The organism is Gemmatimonadaceae bacterium (assembly GCA_020851035.1).
In the GTDB taxonomy this organism is placed as follows: Bacteria; Gemmatimonadota; Gemmatimonadetes; order Gemmatimonadales; family Gemmatimonadaceae; genus JACMLX01.
Genome location: JADZDM010000003.1, coordinates 58,076 through 79,826, shown reverse-complemented (window position 1 = coordinate 79,826; position 21,751 = coordinate 58,076). Strand labels below are relative to the sequence as shown.

General features: G+C 68.5%; 13 protein-coding genes. 4 read left to right on the top strand and 9 right to left on the bottom strand.

Translation table 11 applies throughout. The features are described from left to right. Nucleotides 1-4: 4 nt before the first annotated feature. Nucleotides 5-907: a hypothetical protein gene (locus tag IT355_02860; protein MCC7052179.1), complete on the bottom strand. Its 903-nt coding sequence runs from the start codon at nt 905-907 to the stop codon at nt 5-7. Nucleotides 908-1,053: 146 nt separating this feature from the next. Here IT355_02860 and malQ point away from each other — a divergent pair, with 146 nt between their 5' ends. After that, complete coding sequence (malQ, locus tag IT355_02855) at nt 1,054-2,523, top strand: 4-alpha-glucanotransferase (protein MCC7052178.1); 1,470 nt, start codon at nt 1,054-1,056, stop codon at nt 2,521-2,523. Continuing rightward, nucleotides 2,513-4,354, top strand: a complete 1,842-nt coding sequence (locus IT355_02850; GenBank protein MCC7052177.1) for a cyclomaltodextrinase N-terminal domain-containing protein — start codon at nt 2,513-2,515, stop codon at nt 4,352-4,354. Before malQ ends, IT355_02850 begins: the two co-directional genes overlap by 11 nt. Nucleotides 4,355-4,667: 313 nt before the next feature. Here the strand turns inward: IT355_02850 and IT355_02845 are convergent, their stop codons facing one another. Further along, a complete protein-coding gene (locus IT355_02845) occupies nt 4,668-6,800 on the bottom strand; it encodes a TonB-dependent receptor (protein ID MCC7052176.1) in 2,133 nt (710 codons plus the stop codon). 223 nt (nt 6,801-7,023) lie between these two features. Then, nucleotides 7,024-8,358, bottom strand: a complete 1,335-nt coding sequence (locus IT355_02840; GenBank protein MCC7052175.1) for an MFS transporter — start codon at nt 8,356-8,358, stop codon at nt 7,024-7,026. A gap of 213 nt (nt 8,359-8,571) precedes the next feature. Between IT355_02840 and IT355_02835 the strand changes: the two genes are divergently transcribed. Then, on the top strand, nt 8,572-9,066 hold the full coding sequence (locus IT355_02835; protein ID MCC7052174.1) for a hypothetical protein: 495 nt from the start codon (nt 8,572-8,574) through the stop codon (nt 9,064-9,066). Nucleotides 9,067-9,112: 46 nt separating this feature from the next. On the opposite strand, the gene IT355_02830 is transcribed toward IT355_02835, so the two are convergent. The 4 genes from IT355_02830 to IT355_02815 all read right to left on the bottom strand — a co-directional run bounded on the left by IT355_02830 (nt 9,113) and on the right by IT355_02815 (nt 15,693). Then, on the bottom strand, nt 9,113-11,506 hold the full coding sequence (locus IT355_02830; protein ID MCC7052173.1) for a VCBS repeat-containing protein: 2,394 nt from the start codon (nt 11,504-11,506) through the stop codon (nt 9,113-9,115). A 61-nt stretch (nt 11,507-11,567) separates the two neighbouring features. Then, nucleotides 11,568-12,710, bottom strand: a complete 1,143-nt coding sequence (locus IT355_02825) for a DUF3179 domain-containing protein (GenBank protein MCC7052172.1) — start codon at nt 12,708-12,710, stop codon at nt 11,568-11,570. Continuing rightward, a complete protein-coding gene (treA, locus tag IT355_02820; protein ID MCC7052171.1) occupies nt 12,707-14,311 on the bottom strand; it encodes an alpha,alpha-trehalase TreA in 1,605 nt (534 codons plus the stop codon). The genes IT355_02825 and treA overlap by 4 nt, the downstream gene beginning before the upstream one ends. 23 nt (nt 14,312-14,334) lie before the next feature. Further along, nucleotides 14,335-15,693, bottom strand: a complete 1,359-nt coding sequence (locus IT355_02815; protein ID MCC7052170.1) for an MFS transporter — start codon at nt 15,691-15,693, stop codon at nt 14,335-14,337. Between the two features lie 286 nt (nt 15,694-15,979). Between IT355_02815 and IT355_02810 the strand changes: the two genes are divergently transcribed. Further along, nucleotides 15,980-16,639 (top strand): hypothetical protein, encoded by a 660-nt coding sequence (locus IT355_02810; protein ID MCC7052169.1) that lies wholly within the window; start codon nt 15,980-15,982, stop codon nt 16,637-16,639. A 243-nt stretch (nt 16,640-16,882) separates the two neighbouring features. Here IT355_02810 and IT355_02805 read toward each other — a convergent pair whose 3' ends face one another. Beyond that, on the bottom strand, nt 16,883-18,268 hold the full coding sequence (locus IT355_02805) for an alpha amylase C-terminal domain-containing protein (protein MCC7052168.1): 1,386 nt from the start codon (nt 18,266-18,268) through the stop codon (nt 16,883-16,885). Nucleotides 18,269-18,318: 50 nt separating this feature from the next. Then, nucleotides 18,319-21,690: a VCBS repeat-containing protein gene (locus IT355_02800; GenBank protein ID MCC7052167.1), complete on the bottom strand. Its 3,372-nt coding sequence runs from the start codon at nt 21,688-21,690 to the stop codon at nt 18,319-18,321. Between the last annotated feature and the right edge of the window lie 61 nt (nt 21,691-21,751).

Below are 21,751 nucleotides of genomic sequence, written 5' to 3'. Positions count from 1 at the left end.
CGGATCATTCGAGCCCGACGCCCCAGCGGCCGACGAACATGTCGCCCGGCCGCAGTCGGTGCAGGCCCCAGTCCTGGTGGTTGAGTGAATCGGTGGTGCCGGACATCGGTTCGATGGCGAGGCTGCGGCGGCGCAGCGCCGGCGGGAGCGCCTCGCCGGTGTACACCACCACGTAGTCGAAGGCCTCATCCATCCAGACCACCACCGTGCGTGCACCGTTGCTGAGGCGGACGCGCACCAGGCCGTCGTCGTCGCGGTCAGGGGACGCGAAGCAGTGGTTGAAGGCCGTCTCGCCGACCACGCGACCGGCACGGAAGTCGAGCCCCGCCGACGCCACTTCGTGCACCGCGCCCGTCGGGATCAGCCGCTCGAACTCGAGCACCTCGGCACAGGGCAGCGTGAAGGTGTCGGAGTTCACCACGTCGGAGCCGGTGGTGAAGTACGGGTGGAACCCCATGGCCACGGGGGCGTCGGCGGACCCGGCGTTGGTGATGGCGCTGGCCACATGCAGTCCCGCCTCGTCCAGCGTGTAGGCCACCCGCACGTCCAGCGGAAACGGGTAGCCCTCCGCACCGGCGAACGACAGCGAGAAGACCACGGCGTGCGGCACCGCCAGCTCGACCGCCCACGGGATCTGCCGCACGAAGCCGTGGATGGCGTTCGGGCCGTCCTTGTCGGTGAGTGGCAGCTGGTGCTCCACGCCGTCCCAGCGGTAGCGACCGTCCTTCACGCGGCCGGCGAAGGGGATCAGCACGTCGCCCTGCCCCCCCTGCTTGTTGCCGGTGCCGCGATAGCCCGTCACCACCGGCTCGCCCCGCCAGGTCAGCCCACGCAGGCTGGCGCCGAACGACGAGACCACCGCCGCCCAGTCGCCGGAGACCAGCTCGAATTCGCTCGCGTCAGTCATGGCGTGAGTGTACACAGGTCGCCCCGTTCCCGCCGCCCCGGCACCCGTCGGCCCGGACCGTAGCGGAACGGCGGGGCAGAGGCGACCATTTCCCTGTTCCGCGCGCCGCAGCCTCCCGCTGCACGATCCCGTTCCGCCCTGCCCCGATGACCTTCCCCCGTAGCGCCGGCGTCCTGCTCCACCCCACCTCGCTGCCCGGTGCCATGGGCATCGGCGACCTCGGGCCCGACGCGCACCGCTTTCTCGACTTCATGGCCGCCGCGGGGCTGAAGATCTGGCAGATGCTGCCGGTCGGGCCCACCGGCTACGGTGACTCGCCCTACCAGTGCTTCTCCGCGTTCGCCGGCAACCCGTTGCTGATTCACCTGGCCGGTCCCGACACCACGGGCTTTCCCGCCCGCACGGTGGAGTTCGAGCATGTCATCCCGCACAAGCGCGCGCGCCTGCGTGAGGTGATGGCAGCCTACGTCACCGACGCGCGGTACGATGCGTTCGTGGCGGCCAACGCCGACTGGCTGCCCGACTACGCGCTGTTCATGGCACTGAAGGAGGCGCACGACGGCGTGGAGTGGACACGCTGGGAGGCCGGTGCCGCGCGGCGCGATCCCGCCGCACTGGCGATGTGGCGCGAGAAACTCGCGACGACGATCACGCGCGTGCAGGTGGAACAGTTCTTCTTCTTCACGCAGTTCTTCGCGCTCAAGACCGCCGCGAAGGAACGCGGCATCGAGCTGATGGGTGACCTGCCGATCTACGTGGCGGGCGACAGCGCCGACGTGTGGGCCAATCCCGGGCTGTTCATGCTCGACGAGGAAGGCCGGCAACTGGTGCAGGCCGGCGTGCCCCCCGACTACTTCTCGGCCACCGGGCAGTGCTGGGGCAACCCGATCTACAACTGGCCGGCGATGGCGGAGACCGGCTATGCGTGGTGGATCCACCGCATGAAGGCGGCCTTCACGATGTTCGACAGCGTGCGCCTGGATCATTTCCGCGGCTTCGAGGCGTACTGGGAAGTACCCGGCAACGCCGTCACGGCCGAGAAGGGCCAGTGGGTGAAGGGGCCCGGCCCGGCGCTGTTCCGCGCGATCGAGGCGGCGCTCGGGAAGCTGCCGATCGTGGCCGAGAACCTGGGGTTGATCACGCCCGGCGTCGAGGCGCTGCGCGAGGAGTTCGGCTTCCCCGGCATGAGCATCCTGCAGTTCGCCTTCGGCGGGGACGGACAGGCACACGAGTTCAAGCCGCACAACTTCCCGCGCAGCCGCGTGGCATACACCGGCACCCATGACAACGACACCACAGTCGGCTGGTGGAACTCCACCGGCCAGTCCGACTCGACTCGCACCAGCGACGAGGTCGCGCGTGAGAAGAAGTACGCGCTCGACTACCTCGGCACCGACGGCAGCGAGATGAACTGGACGCTGATCCGCGTCGGCCTCGCGTCGGTGGCCAACACGGTGCTGATCCCGCTGCAGGACATCATCGGAACCGGCAGCGAGACGCGCATGAACACGCCCGGCCGATCGTCGGGCAACTGGGCCTTCCGCTTCAGCTGGGACCAGCTCACGCCCGCGATGACGACGCGGCTCCGCACGATGGTGGACATCTATGACCGGTGAACCCATGGCCCTCGTGGCACGTACGTTCTCGCTGCTCCTGCTCACCGCGGTCGCGCTGCCGGCGCAGGCGCCCACCATCGAGAAGGTGGATCCGCCGAACTGGTGGGGCCAGCACTCGATCAATCCCGTTCGCGTGCTGATCCGTGGCAAGCACCTGGCGGGCGCGCAGCTCACCTGCCCGCGGCTGCGCTGCGCCCGCGTGAGCGTGAACGCTGCCGGCACCTACGCCTTCGTGGACGTGACGATTCCTGCGACGGCGCGCCCGGGGAGTTATCCGCTGTCGCTGCGCACGGCGGGCGGCACGGCGCCGGTACCGTTCACGGTGTCGCCGGCCCTCGCGCGCGCGGGGCGCTTCCAGGGCTTCGACCAGAATGACGTGATGTACCTGGTGATGCCCGACCGCTTCGCCAACGGCGACCCGACCAACGACGACCCTGCGATCGCACCGGGCCTGCACGATCGCAGCAAGACGCGCTACTACCACGGCGGCGACCTGGCCGGCCTGCGCCAGAAGCTGCCGTACCTGAAGCAGCTCGGCATCACCGCCGTGTGGATGAACCCCATCTACGACAACAACAATGCGCTGAACCGGAAGGAAGTGTACGACGGCCAGCCGATGGCCGACTACCACGGCTACGGCGCCACCGACATGTACGCCGTGGACGAACATTTCGGCGACATGGCGCTGTTCAAGGCGGTGGTGGACGACGCACACGCCATGGGCATCAAGATCGTGCTCGACATGGTGGCCAACCACACCGGCCCGTACCACCCGTGGGCCAACGATCCGCCCACGCCGACCTGGTACCACGGCACGCCGGCGCACCACCCGAACAACACCTGGCAGACGTGGACGCTGCACGATCGCTACTCGCCACCCGCGATGCGGCAGGCCACGCTCGACGGCTGGTTCATCGACATCCTGCCCGACTTCAACCAGGACGACCCGGAGGTGGCCCGCTACATCATCCAGAACACGCTCTGGTGGGTGGGCATGAGCGGCATGGACGGCATCCGGCAGGACACCTGGCCGTACGTGCCACGCACCTTCTGGCGCGACTGGATGAACGCGATCAAGAAGGAGTACCCGACGCTGAAGGTGGTGGGCGAGGTGCTGGACGGCGACCCGAGCTTCGTGTCGTTCTTCCAGGGCGGGAAAGCGCAGTACGACGGCATCGACGACAAGGTGGATGCGCTGTTCGACTTCCCGATCCACTTCACCATCCGCAACGTGTTCGGCCGCGGCAACTCGGTGCGCGACCTGGCCCAGATGCTCGCCCGCGACCATCTCTATCCGAAGCCCGACGCACTGGTCACGCTGCTGGGCCTGCACGACGTGCACCGGTTCATGCACGAGCAGGGCGCAACCACGGCGGGGCTGAAGCTGGCCTACACCGTCCTCGCCACCACCCGTGGCACGCCGCTGATCTACTACGGCGACGAGATCGCGATGCCGGGCGGCAACGATCCCGACAACCGCCGCGACTTCCCCGGCGGCTGGCGCGAGGATCCGCGCAACGCATTCGAGGCATCGGGGCGGACCGATGTGGAACAGGGTGTGTGGTCGCACCTCCAGACGCTGCTGACGCTGCGCGCCGGGCGTGCGGACCTGCGGACGGCGATGGCGGAAAACCTGCAGGTCGGTGACCAGACGTGGGTCTACAAGCGCGGGCGCACGGTGGTGGCGATCAACAACGGCACCACGCAAGCCACGGTGCGCTTTCCCGCGCAGACGCTCGGCGCCGATGTTCTCAAGACATGCAGCGGCGCGACCCGCGAGGGTGCGGAGACGGTGCTGACGATCCCGGCGCGGGCGAGCTGCGTGTTCTAGACCTGCTGGTCGGTCTGACTCGCGGCATCGCCAACAGGGTTCACGCGGAAAACGCGGAAAACGCGGAAAGGTCCTACCGCGATGCCTGCCTGTCCGGCTGCTCGAGAACTGAAACGGCTGTAGGAACTGCGCGCGCGCACACGCAGTTCCTGCAGCATTCGTCATCGCGATCGTCACCGATCGTCGCCATGCGATAGAACTTTTCCGCGTTTCCGCGTTTTCCGCGTGAACCCTGTTGACGATCTCAACCCGCGGAGAAGCCAGGATCTCCGCGAGATGTCCGGTGCCAGTGCACCGAAACCCATGAAACTGCTCAAGGCCGCAGGCCGAGCGAGAGGTACACGCTCCGACCATCGCTCGGCCACACGCCCGGGCCCGGATAGAACTGCGGCCGCTTGGTGAAGTACTGCCGGTCGAGGAGGTTGTTGACACCACCCGACAGCCGGAGCAGCCGCGTGAGCGCCAGGCCACCCTGCACATCCACCAGTGTGTAGCGCGGCACGATGCCGGTGGCACCGTTGGCGCTCGGCGTGACGGTGTTGAGGGCGTCGGCGAAGGTGCGACTCACGTGGCTCACCTGTGCCGTGAGCTCGAAGCGTTCATGGGTGGCAGTGAGGCCGCCACGCGCGATCACGCGCGGTGCGGACTCCACCTCGTTGCCCTTCACGCTGACGTTGCCGGTTGGCGTGATGACGGATCCAGCCACGTACCGCGCGTGCATCAGCGCCGTGGCATTGAACGCGCGCACCGAGATGCCATGCGTCGTGCCCAGCGGCAGCGCGGCTCGCGCCTCGAGCCCGTAGGTCTCTGTGGTGCCGACGTTCGTCTTGTAGGTGTAGGGCGTGCCATCGGATTCGTGGAGCGAGATCAGGCCGAAGCGGTTCGCGTAGCGCATGGTGTACACGCCCACGTCGTAGGAGACACCGCGCCGGGTGGTGTGACGCACACCCGTCTCGGCACTCCAGCCCCGCGCATCCTCGATGCGTGCATCGGTGCGCTCCGACGCCGTTTCCGGCAGCAGGTCCTTCAGGATCATCGGGCGATACGCCTGGCTGATGCCGGTGTACCACTCCCCCGCTCCGGGGAACTTGTACGCGGCGCGCAGCCCGAACAGCGGGAAGTCGTGGGCGACATCGCGCGGCGTGTCGGCGGGATCGTAGTAGGCCAGCGTGCCGCGCATGCGGGTCGTCCCGCGCTCGATCCGCATGCCCGGGATCAGGCAGAAGTTCGGCGACAATCGCAGTTCCAGCTCGGAGTATGCGGCGACGTTGCTGGTGAGGTAGTGCAGGTCACGCTGAAACACTGCACCCGTAGCCAGCTCGAGATCATAGTCCGATCCCCGCGAGCCTGCACCTCGCTGGCGGCGCCAGAGATCGTTGTCGGAAAGCGCGACGCCGCCAGCCAGGGTCGCTGGCGTGGAGAGCAGGCGGAACTCCTGCAGCAGCCTCAATTCGAGTGTGCGGCTGTCGTACCGGTCGATGTCCACCTGTCGCACGGCGTACACGCCGGCCGCTGATGCAGTATCCGGCTGGTTGGCAAACCCGCCGACGGCAACGCTGCTGCGACTGCCGAACACACCGGACGCGACCACCGTGGCTCGAGTGGACGCGCGTGGCACCCAGGTGAGCGTCAGTGACGGCACGACGATGTCGGGGCTGTACCAGTTGCGCGATCGCGTGGACGAACGTGGATCCGCGGCGAACATCGCGTCGGTGAGCGGACCTGGCTGCTGGTACAGATACCGGCTGCGGCCAACCTCGGCGCGCAATGACAACGCGCGCGTGAGCGACGCAGCTGCCGTCAGGAACTCCGCGTCGGACTCCGAGCGTCCATTGGAGCGATAGCCATCCGAGTTGCGCAACGAGCCGTACGCGTAGTAGGTCACGCGGCCGACCTTTCCACCCACTGCAGTGAAGGTGCTGAGCAGCCCGTGGCTCCCGGCACTGCTGCGGGAGTCGAAGAGGGCCGCACGCGTCGTGTCCGGAGTGCGCACGACGTAGTTCAGCACGCCGCCGAACTGTGCGCCGTACTGCAGCGCCGCGGTGCCGCGCACGAGTTCCACCCGTTCGATGGCCTCCATCGGTGCGCTGTAGTGACTGGCCGGGTAGCCATACGTATCCGACGTCGTGACGACGCCGTTCTGCCGGACGTTGAATTCCCACGAGCGGTGCGCGTCGAGTCCGCGCGTCGAGATGTTGAGCTGATTCCCCGCGCCGTCCATGTCGTAGACGAAGACACCGGGCACCTCGGCGAACAGCTGTCGGCCGACCTTCTCGGCGGTGTTCGCATTGGTGCCGCGCACGGCGACGACCTCGGACTTCGCGCCGGTGGTGAGCAGGCCGTTCATGACGATGCGCGAGGCGCCGGTCACACTCCCTGCCTGCCGCGGTGCCGTGACGACCACACCCGCGAGTCGGCGCGCGATCGAGTCGCGAGAGGATCGCACGGTGTCAGCCCCAACCTGCTGCCCTCGCAGCATTGCCGGCACGACCAGGAGCGCCGCCAGGAGGGGAACCCAGGCTGAACCCGGCGTCACCCCGACAGGTCGGTGGCGTACCGAAGTGCAGGGTGACGCTGTCATGAATTCAACCTACGCGGGCTGGACGACCGTGAAAGTCCTCCAAACGCTGACAGTGGCGACGACGCAGCTCGCAGTCGCCACCGCGTCGTCAGCCAGTGCCGAGCATCTCCTGCGGCACCACTCCCGTCTCTTCCGTCTCCAGCACGGCCCCTTCGCGCGGCCCGTTGTCCTCCACGAACGTGACGGCGATCGCCGCCGCGACCATGCACAGGCCACCGGCCATCACCACGTACAACGGCGTGTTCGGGTTGTCGGCACCGAACAGCGCGCGCGTGATCGGCCCGAACGTGAGCGCCGCGAAGATCTCCGGCAGCACGATGAAGAAGTTGAACACGCCCATGTACACACCCATCCGATGTGCAGGCAGCGCGTTCGACAGCATGGCGTAGGGCATGGACAGGATCGACGCCCACGCGATTCCCACACCGACCATGCTCGCGATCAGCAGGTACTGGTTGTGGATCACGTACACCGACAGCAGGCCTGCCGCGCCGCACAGCAACGCGCCGGCGTGCACCGTCTTGCGGCTGGTCGCTGCCGCCGCGCGGGCCAGCACCAGCGCCACCACGAAGCAGGTGATGGAGTAGAACGAGAAGAGGAAGCCGCCCCACTCCATGCCCTGCGCATACAGCGCCGACTTGGGATCGGTGGCGCCGAACACATGACGCGCCGTCGCGGGCACGAAGAACAGCCACATGCAGAACAGGCCAAGCCAGGTGAAGAGCTGCACCACGGCGAGCTGCCGCATGGTCTTCGGCATGTCCTTGACCGCCTCGACGACTTCCGCGAGCACCGCGCCGGCGCCGAGACCCTCCTTCTTCTTGCGCTCGAACGCCGCCATGTCGTCGGGTGGATATTCGTCGGTGGTGAACACGGTCCAGAGCACGGCCAGCAGGAACACCACCGCGCCGAACTGGAACGAGTACTTCACCGTCATCGGGATCCCACTCGCCGTGTTGCCCACCACACCCAGCTTGCCGAGCACGAACGGCATCGCATTCGCGAAGCTGGCACCGATGCCGATCATGAGGGACTGCATCAGGAAGCCGGCCGTGCGCTGCGAGGCGGCCAGCTTGTCGGCCACGAAGGCGCGGAACGGCTCCATCGCGACGTTGATCGAGCCGTCGAGCATCCAGAGCAGGCTGGCGGCCATCCAGAGCGACGTCGACGTCGGCATGATGAACAGCGCGATCGAGGCGAGGATGGCGCCGGTCAGGAAGTACGGCCGGCGGCGCCCGAGCTTGCCCCAGGTGCGGTCGCTGAGCGCGCCGATCACCGGCTGGACGAGCAGGCCGGTGATCGGGGCCGCCAGCCAGAGCAGCGGGACTTCATCCGGCTTGGCGCCGAGCCGCTCGTAGACGGCCGACATGTTGGCGAGCTGCAGTCCCCAGCCGAACTGGATGCCGAGGAACCCGAAACTCATGTTGAAAAGCTGCCGGAAATTCAGCCGCTTTCGCTCCATCGTGGCGTCCTGTGCGTGGGGGGTGCCGCGCGCCCGCGCCGGCATCGGGGGACGGGAGCCGGCGCCGGGCCGGCAGCATCAGCGGGCAAAGTTCGCCACCGTGCTGAACATTGTGAAGCCGCGCCCGAGACATTTCCGGCGCGCCGCCGCCCGGGGCCGGTTAATTTTTGTGCCATGCCACCTCTGTCACCCTACCGGTCCCTGCCCGCGGAACGCCGCGTCGCACTCGTGACCTACGAGATCAAGACGCAGCGCGATGCCCGCGCCATCTTCATCCAGCGCCTCTGCGCCCGCGGTGGCGGCTTCCGCCCCGCCAGCTTCCAGAACTGGCCCGCCGACCGGCTCGCGAAGGAAGTCGTGCGCCTCAAGGTCGAGTCGGCCCAGGACGAGCTGGGCCTGATGCAGACCCTCTACGTGGACCTCGAGCCGGCCATCCAGGCCAGCTTCCTCGATGCCGCCGGCGTGAAGCACGAGAACGGCCGCATCGACGACAGCGTCGAGCCGCCGTACTGCGAGGCGGCGATGGTGGAAAAGGCGGCCGCGGCCTGCGTGGCCGCCCATGGCGAGGAGGGGGTGCGGTACCTGCGCACGATCCACCGCTACGCGGCCGAGTCGTGGCCGGGACTGGACGGCGTGATGGCGGGGATGGAGCCGCCGCCAGCCGCCTGAGCGCGGCCGCAGTACGGTGGTGCGCCGTCGCCCGGCGCACCACCCGTCACATGCCGGGCATCGTCATCGTCGGCTGCGGCCCCGCCACCGTGCGGAACGGGACCCGTTCGCGCAGCAGCGCCACCGGCTGCGCCCCTTGCACCAGGTGGTAGAACCCGTCCATCGCCAGCCTGGGATAGACGGTGCGCGTGCGGGCGACATCCGGCCATTGCACGCGCACCTCGCGGATGCGCGCCGCATGCCCCAGCCCGACATGCACCTGCATCGGCCCGGCGCCAAACGAGCCGCCGGTGCGCACCGTGCGGTGCAGCGAGCGCACGCCCCCCGCTGAATCCTCCACCACCACCTCGATGCGCGCCCCGATCGCGGACCGGTTGGCGGTGTGCCCCTCCAGGTCGAGCGTGATCCAGTGCGTGCCCGCCCAGCCGGGATTGCGGAACAGCACGCTGGTGGAGACGTCTCCCTCGTAGGCCCCACCCTGCATCGCGAAGATATCCTGGTCGCCGTCACGGTCCATGTCCGCGAACGCCACCCCATGGCCCTTCTGCAGGTGGCCGAACCCGCCCGGCAGCGTGACCTCGTCGAAGCGGGCGCCACCCACGTTGCGGAACATGCGGTTCGGGATCACCGACCGCAGGTCGGGATTGCCGGTCCCCATGTAGATGTCCAGCCAGCCGTCGTTGTCGAGGTCACCGAAGTTGCTGCCCATGGCGAACAGCACGCGCCGCGCCAGGCCGGCCGTCGCGGTCATGTCCTCGAAGGTCCCGTCACCACGGTTGCGGAACAGTCGCGCATCCTCGAAGTGCACGTCCACGTCCCCGATGCGCGTGGTGAGCGGCAGGCCGAGGTACTCGCGCGCCACGAACTCGTGCATCGTGGTGTTCACGTCGTAGCTCGGCACGAACAGGTCCTCGTCGCCGTCGTTGTCCACGTCGAGGAACATCGCCGTGAACGACGCGATCGGCAGCTGCACGCCCGCCTGCGCCCCACGCTCCTCGAAGTGCCAGTCGGCGGCGGAGGTCCCGCCGCGATTCATGTAGAGCCGGTTCCGGCCGTACAGCACCGAGAGGTACAGGTCGGGCAGCCCGTCGCTGTTCACGTCACCCCACACGGCGCCCTTCACGAAGTCGTCGATGTCGATGCCGACCGCCTTCGAGACCTCGGTGAAGCCGCCGCCGTCGTGGCCCATGAACAGCTTCGAGCGGTGTGACGGCCCGCCGTTGAGCTTCGAGTACGACTCGTAGCCGACGAAGAGGTCGAGCCGGCCGTCGAGGTTGAAGTCCGCGAACTGCGCCGTGTTGGTGGGCCCGGTGGAGTACAGCCCGGCGTCGAAGGTCACGTCCTCGAAGGTGCCGTCTCCCCGGTTCCGCAGCAGCGACAGTGGAAACGGCCCGCTCTCCCGCATCCACGCGCCGCGCAGCACCAGCACATCCGCATCGCCATCGTTGTCGTAGTCGGCGTGCAGCGCATTGAGCCCGCCCGTGATCCGCGCGAGTCCGGCTCCCGCCGTCCGGTCCGCGTAGCCCCCCTTCCCGTCGGCGAGGAACACGTGCACCGGGTCACGCGGCCCCCAGCCGGTGGTGAACAGGTCCAGCAGCCCGTCGCCGTTGAAATCCTCGACGTTCACGCCGCCGGCCAGGCCCATCACCGCCAGGCCCACCGTGCCGGCCACGTTCACGTACTCGGGGAAGCTGCGCTCGACGCTCGTCGTCGCGAGGCCGGGAATCCGCATCGACTTCGGCACGCTGTCGGGATACCCGCCCACCTGCAGCCAGGCCAGGTTCAGCAGCCACTGCGAGCCGCGATCATCGGGATACTGGCGCAGCAGCGCCGTGTAGCGCTGGATCGCGCCCCGCGCGCCCGCCTGCTTCGAGTGCCGCGCTCCGCCCCGCAGCGGCAGGATGCAGATGTTCGCGATGTCGTTGACGAGGCAGTTCTGCTGCTCGCCCAGCCGCATGTACGCCACCGCCAGCAGGTCGAAGAACGGCTTCTGGTGCGGTGCGATGCTGTCCCACGAGATGCCGCTGGCCTTCACCAGCGCCTCGAGCCCGTCGATGGCGTCCGTGGTGCGGCCGGCCTTCAGCTGCTCCTCGGCCAGTGCGAACCGCAGTTCCAGCGCCTCGGTCGCCGGCTGGCCCGCGAGCTGGGCCTGGAGCGCCCTGGCGCGCGCGTCGTTCAGGAACGGGTTGCCCGCTGCGGCCGCATATGCCCTCGCGTTGATCACCGCCAGCGACTCGGCCATGCGCGCCGTGTTGCCCTTCACCTGGCTCGCCTCGCCCCAGCCCGCAGCCGAGTCGGCGCCGACGCCCGCGCCGCCGCCACAGGCCGCGAGCAGGAGCGCCAGCAGGCCGGCACCGAGCCGGCGTGCCCCGCGCAGCCGATGATGGCCGGCGGAGGCGGCACGAGCTGGCGCCGGCAGGAAGTGGGATGCCGCGGTCATGCCCCAAAGATACGCCGTGAGGCGCGAGACACACGGGTGCCGGGTGCCGGTCGCGCGGGGCTCAGTACCGCGTGGTCGTCGGCTGGAAGGTGCGCCAGCTGTGCCAGAATTCCTGGCTGGCGTTGATCGCCGGCAGCCGACCGGCGGCACCGCGCCCATTGAGCGCCCAGGCCGCGCCAGCGGACGTCACCAGCGAGTCGCCGCGCAGCGCGAACGTCGCCGCCACGTCGGGGCGCCGGAACGCGAAGAAGCTCACGCTGTCAGGGCCGAGCGCCAGCACGATCGGCACGCCGCCGACCACGTCGTTGATGACGCGCTCGCGCCGGAGCCGCTTCCAGTCGTATGCGCGCGCCTGCCCGCCCTGCGCCACGCCGACCACCCACGCCTTGTCGTTCCAGCTCACGGTGTCGGTGCCGGTGAGGCCCCCGGTCTTCGTCCCCCGCTCGTACGCGTAGTCCTTCGCGTACTCGCTGCTGAACGTGGTGTCGGCCTGCATCACCAGCGAGTTCGGGTACAGCGCCAGCCACTGCTTGAGCGCCACCTGCACGCTCGGCAGCTCGGGCATCGCGACCCCCTTCAGCGGTCCGATCACGGCCTCGCCGTTGGCCTGGCGCCACCAGCTCCCCGTGCGGCGGTCCTCGAACATGGCATTGAAGTGGTCCATGCCGACGAGGCGGAAGGTCTCGAGCGTGTCGTGCACCGTGGGCCGGAAGACACGCCCGGTCCGGCACACGGTGCAGTAGCTGACGAGCACCGGCTGGCCGGCAATCGTGTCACGCACCTGGTGGTGGTAGCCGATGAACTGCAACGGGTAGGCACGCGCCTGGCCATCGAGCTCGATGCCGACGACCAGCCGGTCCGGCGCGACCGTGTTGCGCGACGCGGGCTCCATGCGCACGACCGTCGGCTGCAGGAACATCTGGTCGGCAGCCATCCGGAAGTTCACGACGTAGGCCACCGCGGCGAGTGCCACCAGCGCCACCGGCACCGCCACCCGTCCGGCCCGGGCGCCAAGCGCCGGCAGCATACCACCAAGCAGCAGCGCGCCGGACAGCGCCCGCAGCCACCATCGCCAGGTGTAGAGCGCGTACGCGAACTCGATGCTGCGCATCCGCTGGCTGCCGGGCATCGGCATGATGAAGTAGACCAGCGCCGCCTCCAGCAGCAGCAGCCCCGCCACGCCGATCCAGAACAGTCGCCTCACCGCAGGGTGCCGAGTGCGGACAGCGCCAGCGCCACGCCGTTCGTCCAGCCGAACCCGTCCTGCGTGGGATACTCGCCGCCGCCGGCCGGCCGCGAGAGGTCCAGCACGTCGTATTTCTCCGTCATCTTGCCGACGGCGGCATACGTGCGGCGGCCGAGCGCGAGCCAGCGATCACGCGCCTGGTCGGCCAGGTCGGCGCGACCGTACCGGCGCACGCCTTCCATCGCCACCCACTGCAGCGGCGGCCAGCCGTTCGGTGCGTCCCACTGCTGCCCCGAGCGGATGGTGGTCGTGACGAAGCCACCGGGGCGCAGGAAGTCCCGCTCCAGCCGCTGCGCCACCGCACGCCCCTGCTCGGCCGTCGCGAGGCCGAAGAAGAGCGGCGCGGCGGCCGCCATCGTGGGCCGGTCGGTGACGCGTTCCCCGCTGCGCCAGCGCACGTCGTAGAAGAAGCCGGACCTGGCGTCCCACATCGTCGCCAGCAGCGCCTCGCGCCGTGCCACCGACGCCGCCTCGTACCGCGCCGCGACGGCGGCATCACCCTCGGCATGGCGGAACCGTCGCAGCGCCGCGATGGTGCGCTCCATGTGGTACATCAGGCTGTTGAGGTCCACTGCCGCGAGGTCGGTCGTCTCGAGCGTGCGGAGGTCGGTGGTGTCGCGCATCCAGCGGCTCGAGAAGTCCCAGCCGCTTTCCGCCGCAGCGCGGATGTTGGTGTAGAACGCCTCGCGGCGCGCCTCCGGCACCGTGATGCCGAGGGCGTAGTCCTCGCGATATGACTCGGGACGTGGCTCGGGGCGGTCGTCCCAGTACCGGTTGAGCAGGGCGCCGTTGCGCAGCCGGACCACGCGACGGTGTGCCGTGCCCGCCTTCAGCGAATCCGCCCCTTCCATCCAGAAGGCATGCTCCGCCTCCATCGCGTCCAGGAAGCGCAGCGCCTGCGTGGTGTCGGTGGCCGTGGCGTACAGTCCCACCATCGCGGCGAAGTACGGGGGCTGGCTGCGGCTCAGGTAGTACGTGCGGTTGCCATTCGGGATGTGGCCGAGGGTGGTGATGAGGTGCGCGAAGTTGTCGAGCATGCTCCCCACCAGGTCCGTGCGGCGGCTCTCGATCAGGCCGAGCATCGTGAAATACGAATCCCAGTAGTACACCTCACGGAAGCGCCCGCCCGGCACCACGTACGGCTTGGGCAGCGGGATCAGCGACGCGCGTGGATCGGGCGCATCGGCCTCGCGCGTCAGCAGCGGCCAGAGGTCGCGGATGTGCTGCTCCATGCCGGTGGAGGCTGCGCTGCCGGTGACCGTCGCGGCCGGCAGCGGCTGGGTGAACCATCGCGTCACGAACGCCTTCAGGTCGAAGCCCGGTGCGCTGCGCTCGGCCACATAGCGGGCCGCCAGCGCGGCCGGTGCCTCCAGCGGCCGCGCATCCACGAAGGTCTTGGAGTCCGCAAACAGGTGCGCCATCTGCACGTCGTGGAACAGCGGCCCCAGGTCGTGCGCAGGGTCATAGCCGGCGACGGGCACCGGGCTCTTCGCGATCTGGATCGAGGTCTGCGTGACCGTGGTGCAGGCCGGCAGCGTGACCGTGCTGACAATCCCCATGAACACCACTCCGGTGAGACGCCTCAATGTCCTGCCCCCCTGGGAAGCTCCGTCGCGCCCGCGTGGGCCGACGGTGCGACGGTGACGAACGCGCAGGCCACGGCGGCGCAGCCGAGCAGCGCGCCGGCCAGGCGGATCACGTTGGCCGGGTTCCCGCCCAGCAGCGAGTCGTAGTAGAACGGCACCGTGACGTTCTGGATCAGCATCGGGATCACGATGAACATGTTGAACACCCCCATGTACACCCCGACCCGGTCCCTGGGGATCGAATCGGAGAGCATCACGTAAGGGTTCCCCATCATGCTGCCCCAGCAGAGGCCGATGCCGAGCATCGGCACGAACAGCAGCGCGCGGCTCTGGATCGATGGGATCGCCAGCATCGCCGCCGAGGCGCAGACCAGCGCGATGACGTGCATCCACTTGGCGCCGATCCGCCGCGTGACGGGGATCATGGCGAACGCGGCCACGAAGGCGACGAAGTTGTAGAACGCCCCAACCTGCCCCGTCACCAGCCCTGCCTCACGGAAGCCGGGCGAGAGCGGATCCTTGGTCTGGAACAGTGTCAGCGCCAGCGCCGGCGAGATGTAGATCCAGTAGCAGAACATGGCGTACCACTGGAAGAACTTCATCACCGCCATCTGCCGCATCGTCGACGGCATGTCGCGGAGCGCATCCACGATCTCCTTCAGCGTGTGCCCGAACCCCTTCGGCATCGCCTCGATCTTCGCGCGCTCCGCCGGCGTGAGCGGCAGCTCCGGCGTGGTCTTCACCGACCAGAGGATGGAAAGGATCGAGAAGGCGGCGCCCATCATGAACGCCAGCATCGTGATGGTCGGGATGCCGCGGTCGTTCACGGCATCGCGGTTCATGCCCATGAACACGAGCAGCGACGGCGTGATGTACGAGAGCGTCTGGCCGAGCCCCGTGAACGCACTTTGCGTGAGGAAGCCGAGCGAGGTCTGCGAGCCTTCGAGGCGGTCGGAGACGTACGCGCGGTACGGCTCCATGGTGATGTTGTTCGCCGCATCGAGGATCCAGAGGATGCCGGCGGCCATCCAGAGGGTGCGGCTGAACGGCATCGCGAAGAGCGACAGCGAGCAGAGGATGGCGCCGATCAGGAAGTACGGCGTGCGGCGCCCGCGCGGGCTGAGCGTCCGGTCGCTCATGGCGCCGATGATCGGCTGCACGATGAGCCCCGTGATCGGGCCGGCGAGGTAGAGGAACGGCAGGCTGGCCTCGTCCGCGCCGAGGTAGCGGTAGATCGGGCTCATGTTGCCCTGCTGCAGCCCGAAGCTGTACTGGATGCCGAAGAAGCCGATGTTCATGTTCACGATCTGGCCGAACGTGAGCTTCGGTTTCGGGAAACTGGACGCCGTGGACATCGGTGGAGCCTCGTTCGCGTGATCGTGGCGGCGACGGGTCGCCGTGCCGCCCGGGGCGGTGTCGCAGCCAGTGTACGCAGGGGGCAGTGTCACGACCAGCGGTCGGGGCGCAATCGAGGCCGGCGTGCCGGGCCGCGGCGTCCATCGGGCGCGGCCCGCTTGCCCCGCCCCCGCCACGGGAGTAAATGACCGTCCAGTCCCGCCCACATCCCGACCCCGCCGAGGCCCGCGTGACCGCTTCCCGCTGCACCACCGCCCGTCGCGCGACGCACGCGCCGTTCCCGGCATGACGCGGGACCCGGGACGGTCACGGCCGGCGACGGCATACCGCCAGCGCGCCGAGTCGCTGCTGGCACTCCTGCGCACGCACTTCGGCCTCCCTCGCGCCGGACGCACGGTGATCGCGGTGGCCGGGGAGTCGGGGAGTGGCAAGTCGGTCACCGCCATCGACCTCGCCGCCATGCTCGACGAGGCGGGGATCGCCTCGGCGATCATCCACCAGGACAACTACTTCGTGCGCCCGCCGCGCACGAACCATGACTTCCGCGTGGCCGACATCACCAGCGTCGGCCCGCAGGAGGTGCAGATGGACCTGATCGCGGCCCACATCGCCGCGTTCCGCGCCGGAGCCCCGTCGGTGACGGCCCCGGTGGTGGACTACCCGGGCAACCGCTTCCTGACACAGGTGCTGGACTTCAGCGCCACGCAGGTGCTGGTGGTGGAGGGCACGTTCGCGCTGCTGCTCGACGACGCCGACATCCGGATCTTCCTCGAGGCCACCTACCTCGACACCCGGCAGCGCCGGCAGCTCCGCGCGCGAGACGTCGATGACCCGTTCGTGGAGCAGGTGCTCGACATCGAGCATCGCATCATCGCGGCACAGGCGCCGCGGGCGGACATCCTCATCGATTCCGACTACGCGGTTCGACTCCGGTCAGCAACGTAGGAGCAACTGCTTCGACGCAACGGCGCAAAGGGCGCGAAGGATGCAAAGGGATCTGCGTGTGGGGCGACGCCCGCGTCGCGCGCAGGATAGAGGCGGCTTTGGGAACAGCAACTGCAAGAGCAGTTCCCCAGAGCATTCATCACCGACACGGTCGCAGGGTGCTGCCGTGCGCCAGGACTCTTCGCGTCCTTCGCGTCCCTTTGCGCCTTTGCATCAAGCCGTTCAGGATGCCGAACGACAGAACTACTTGACGAGCACCCGGTACCCATGCGCCGGAATCTCGATCGTGCCGGCAGCCGCGAGCGGAACGGACGCCTTCGTGAACCAGTCGGTGTAGGTGCCGGCGACTGGAAGCCCCGTGTACTTCACGGAGACTGTCGTGTCACCGAAGTTGACCAGCACCGCCACGCTCTTCTCCCCGCGCGTGCGGGTGAAGGCCCAGGTGCGGTCGCCGCCGTCGGTGGCGAGCTGCACCTGCGGGGCGCCCCACGGGCCGTTCCACAACACCTCCTGCGTGTGGCGCAGGTCGAAGATCGCCCGGTAGAACTCCGCCAGGGAGGGTCCCGTCCAGTCGATCGAGTCCTTCTCGAAGAAGGCCAGCCGTCGGTTCAGGCTCACCTCCTGCCCCGAGTAGAGCAGCGGCATCGAGCGCTGCACCGTCGCGCCCAGCACGTACGCCGCCTGGTGGTTGGCGCCCATGCGCTCGAACTCGGTGCCCTGCCAGCTGTTCTCGTCGTGGTTCGACGTCATGTACATGCGGTACGCCCCCGCCGGGAACGTCGCCTCGAACTCGGCGAAGTACCTGTCCAGCGCCGGCGTCTTCTGTTTGCCCGAGGCCACGTCGTTCATCAGGTGCAGCAGCCCCCACCCGTAGGTCATGTCGAACGAGGCGTGCAGCTTCGGGTCCTCCCATTCGGCCAGGAAGAACAGGTCCGGCTTCGCCGCCAGCAGCGCCCGGCGCGCGTCGGCCCAGAAATCGTAGGGGACGAAGCCGGCCACGTCGCACCGGAAGCCATCGATGCCGGTCGAGTCCACCCACCACTTCATCTCCGCGATCATCGCCTGGCGCATGGCCGTGCTGCCGTAGTTCAGGTCCGCCACGTCGCTCCAGTCGGTCTCCTTTCCCTCCTGGTCCACCGCGCGCGAGATCGTGCCATCCTTGCGCAGCGTGTACCAGTCCCGGTGCGACACCGTCCACTCGTGGTCGAACGCGGTGTGGTTCGCGACCCAGTCGAGGATCACCTTGAACCCCTGCGCGTGCGCCGCCGCCACCATCGCCGTGAAGTCAGCCTCGGTGCCGAACTCGGGGTTGACCGCCGTGTAGTCGCGGATGGAGTAGTAGCTGCCCAGCGTACCCTTGCGGTTGACCGTGCCGATCGGCTGCACCGGCATGATCCAGAGGATGTCCACGCCGAGCGCCCGGATGCGGGGCAGCTGCTTCGTGAACGCGGCGAACGTTCCCTCAGGCGTGTATTGCCGGATGTTCACCTCGTAGATCACGGCGTTCCGCGACCACTCGGGGTGGATGCCACGGTCGACGGCCTGCGCAGCTCCGGCGCTGTCGGCCGGCTTCCCGGCCGGGGTACCGGCACCGCTGCACCCGGTGGTGAACACTGCGACGCACGTCATGGCTGCAAGAAGGGTTCGCATCTCTCGGTCCCCGGGAAGGGGCGCGGTGACTACGGCCGCGCGCGGATGAAGGTCAGGCGGTCGTTGTTGCGTGCCACGACGATGATGGTGCGGCCGGACGCGGTGCGCAGCGGTGCCATGTGCCGCACCTCGCCACGGATCCGCACCCCGCTGCGGGCCATGTCGAGGGCGCTGAACGTGCCGGTGCCCGAGCCGTGGAGCAGCAGCCCGTAGCTGGCGTCCGACTGGCCGATCATCGGCGGGTGCCCCATGAAGTTGCCGCCCAGCAGCAGGTCCACCCTGCCGTCACCATCGAGGTCGCGGGCGACGGCGGCGTACACCGGCGCGAACTGCGCCTCCACCGGCAGCGGTTGCAGCGCGAAGCGGCCGTCAGCGTTCGCGATGGCCACCGAACTCGCGAAGGTGCGCGCCACCAGCACGGTGGCCTTCGCCAGCTCGTCGGCCGGCAGGATCTGCGGCACCGTGCTGGCGCCGAATGCGCGGTACGACGTGTACTTCGCGCGGAGCTGCGGCATCAGCTTCGTCAGCTCGTCACGCGTGGCGAGTGGGTAGGCGGTGCCGTGCTTGTAGAAGCTGATCACCTGCTCGATCGTGCCATTGCCGAAGAAGTCGAACACGTACATCTGCGCCGGTTCGGTGGCCGACGCGCGCAGGTAGGTGTTCAACCCGAGGTTGCCCAGTACCAGGTCCGTCCGGCCATCGCCATTGATGTCGGCCGCGGTGATCGAGTTCCACCAGCCTTCCGACCCTGCCAGCCCTGCCTCGCGCGTGCGCTCCACCAGCGTGCCCTGCTCCTGATGATACACGCGCACCGGCATCCATTCGCCGGCGACGATCAGGTCGAGCTTCCCGTCACGATCATAGTCCAGCCACGCACCGGATGTCACCATGCCAGCCTGCAGCAGTCCCGGCGCGAGCGCTGCGGTGACGTCGCTGAACTTCCCCTTGCCATCACCCTGAAGCAGGTGACTTTTCGGCGACACGCCGTACTGCCTCGCCACCACGCGCGTGCCCACGAACAGGTCCATGTGTCCGTCGCCATTGAAGTCGCCTGGCACCACACACGATCCGTTCTCGAAGAGCATGGGAAGGCCATCCACCGACTTCGCGAAGTGACCCGTGCCGTCGTTGAGGTACAGGCGGTTGCGCAGCGACTCGTTGCTTCCGAACGCCTCGTTGCCACCGGAGACGACGAACAGGTCGAGCTTGCCATCGCCGTTGACGTCGGTGAACGCGGCATCGACGTCTTCGGCAAGGCTGTCGCCGGCGAACATCACGCTGTCGACCGACACGAAGCCGCCACTCGCCTGCTGCACCAGCAGCTTGCCGGGTTGCCACTTGGCACCGCCGACGTACATGTCATCGAGTCCGTCACCATTCAGGTCGCCCACCGCCAGCGCCGGTCCCTGCGTCGAGAGTAGGTGCGGCATGAGCGGCTCACGATCCATGTCGTTGAAGTCGTTCTCGACATGCACGTAGCCGGTGCGGAGGCTGTCGCTCACGTCGGCGAACAGCGGGGCGGCCCGGCGCCGCGCCGCATAGTCCCAGCGACCAGCCGCATTCGCCTGGTCCAGCACCAGCAGCCGATCACCGGCCCCGCGGGCCTGCACCTGGAACCGGCCATCCGGCCAGATAACCACCAGCGAGTCGATGGTGGCGTTGCCACCGAGCCCGAAGTGCAGCCGCTGGTCCACCGACGACTGGAATCCGCGCGTGGGGCTCTGCTCGAGGAACTGCGGCACGCCCTGTTGCCAGGCGTAGACCTTCGCCCCGATGCCGGCGGTGTTCCGTCCGGCGCCACGCAGCGCCACCGTGAGCCAGTGGTTGCCGGCGCGCTCGCGCGCCCGGTTGCGGTAGACCGACGCCGGCGCGTCGTAGTTGTTCACCACCAGGTCCAGCGCACCGTCGTTGTCCAGGTCCACGTACGCGGCGCCATTCGAGTAGCCCGGCCGCGCCAGCCCCCACGCCGTCGCCACGTCGGTGAACTGCAGGTTGCCGTCGTTGCGGTACGCGTGGTTGATCACCGGCACGGTGGGCATCTGCCGCAGCAGCGGCAGGTTCTCGCGCGTCACGCCCCGGGCGAGCGACGCCTGCACCGTCTCATTCCCGATGTAGTTGATGTAATCGAGGTCGTTGGGGCGCCGGAAGATCCCGCTCGTCACGAACAGGTCCTTCCGCCCGTCGTTGTCCAGGTCCGCGAACAGCAGCGACCAGGTCCAGTCGGTGGCCGCCACGCCGGCCAGGAAACCCACCTCGCTGAACTCGCCGTCGCCGCGGTTGAGCTGCAGCGTGTTCCGGGCGAACTGCGGGTGGTAGCCGGCATTCACGCGCAGCCGGAAGAGGCTGTAGGCCTCCGAGCTGGCCGAGGTCTTCAGGATCTCCTCGCGCTCCGGGAGCATGTCGCCCACCACCAGGTCGGGCAGCGCGTCGTTGTTCACGTCCGCGGCGTCCACGCCCATCGAGAAGCGGCTGGTGTGCCCGGTCGCCTTCGCGATCGACTCGGTGAAGGTGCGGCGGCAGGTGTTGCGGTACAGGAAGTCCTGCTCCTGGAAGTCGTTCGCCACGTACACGTCGGGGCAGCCATCCTGGTCCAGGTCACTCACCACCACACCCAGCCCGTAGCCCTCGATGCCGCCGAAGATGCCGGCCTGCGCGCTCACGTCGGAGAAGCGTGCGCCATCATTGCGGAAGAGGCGGCCGCCGGCGCGCGCATTGCGCACGTCGCGCCTCGTCGAGTTGCCGATGCCACGCTCGGTGTGCGTCGAGTGGCTGAGCAGGAAGAGGTCCAGGTCGCCATCGGCATCGTAGTCGAAGAACGCCGACTGCGTGGAGTAGCCGGCGTGATCCACACCCAGCGCCTTCGCGCGGTCGGTGAAGGTGCCGTCGCCGTTGTTGATGTACAGCATGTTCCGGCCCTGCATGGTGAGGTAGCTCACCGCCGACACGTAGATGTCGAGGCGGCCGTCCCCGTCCACGTCGGCCATCGTGACGCCGCTCTTCCAGCCCGATGGTCCGGCCACACCGGCGGCCGTCGTCACGTCCTCGAACCGGAAGTTCCCCTTGTTCACGTACAGCCGGTTCGAGCCGACGTTGGACGAGAAGTAGAGGTCGGGAAGGCTGTCGCCGTTCACGTCGCCAACGGCCACGCCACCACCGTTGAAGTAGTACAGGTAGTTCAGGATGTTGAACTCGGGCGACTCGGGCAGGTCGTTCGAGAATGCGATGCCCGTGGCCTCGGCACCGAGTCGCTCGAACAGCGGGGGGCCGGCCGGCGTGCCACCGTCCGCCGCGGCGCCCTGGCGCGGCGTCTCCACGCCGGAGCCCGATTCACCACCACACGCCGCCAGCGCGAGCAGCAGCGCCGCGCTTCTCGCGGCCAGGAGCAGGCGGCCCCGCATCATGTGCCGGTCATCCGCCGTGATCGTGGCTGCTGCGTGAAAACGATGTCAAGATCCCCGTCCC

Coding starts and splice junctions, on each gene's coding strand:
- IT355_02860 (MCC7052179.1), bottom strand. CDS start 907: ATGACTGACGCGAGCGAATTCGAGCTGGTCTCCGGCGACTGGGCGGCG.
- malQ (MCC7052178.1), top strand. CDS start 1,054: ATGACCTTCCCCCGTAGCGCCGGCGTCCTGCTCCACCCCACCTCGCTG.
- IT355_02850 (MCC7052177.1), top strand. CDS start 2,513: ATGACCGGTGAACCCATGGCCCTCGTGGCACGTACGTTCTCGCTGCTC.
- IT355_02840 (MCC7052175.1), bottom strand. CDS start 8,358: ATGAGTTTCGGGTTCCTCGGCATCCAGTTCGGCTGGGGACTGCAGCTC.
- IT355_02835 (MCC7052174.1), top strand. CDS start 8,572: ATGCCACCTCTGTCACCCTACCGGTCCCTGCCCGCGGAACGCCGCGTC.
- IT355_02830 (MCC7052173.1), bottom strand. CDS start 11,506: ATGACCGCGGCATCCCACTTCCTGCCGGCGCCAGCTCGTGCCGCCTCC.
- treA (MCC7052171.1), bottom strand. CDS start 14,311: ATGGGGATTGTCAGCACGGTCACGCTGCCGGCCTGCACCACGGTCACG.
- IT355_02815 (MCC7052170.1), bottom strand. CDS start 15,693: ATGTCCACGGCGTCCAGTTTCCCGAAACCGAAGCTCACGTTCGGCCAG.
- IT355_02810 (MCC7052169.1), top strand. CDS start 15,980: ATGACGCGGGACCCGGGACGGTCACGGCCGGCGACGGCATACCGCCAG.
- IT355_02805 (MCC7052168.1), bottom strand. CDS start 18,268: ATGACGTGCGTCGCAGTGTTCACCACCGGGTGCAGCGGTGCCGGTACC.
- IT355_02800 (MCC7052167.1), bottom strand. CDS start 21,690: ATGATGCGGGGCCGCCTGCTCCTGGCCGCGAGAAGCGCGGCGCTGCTG.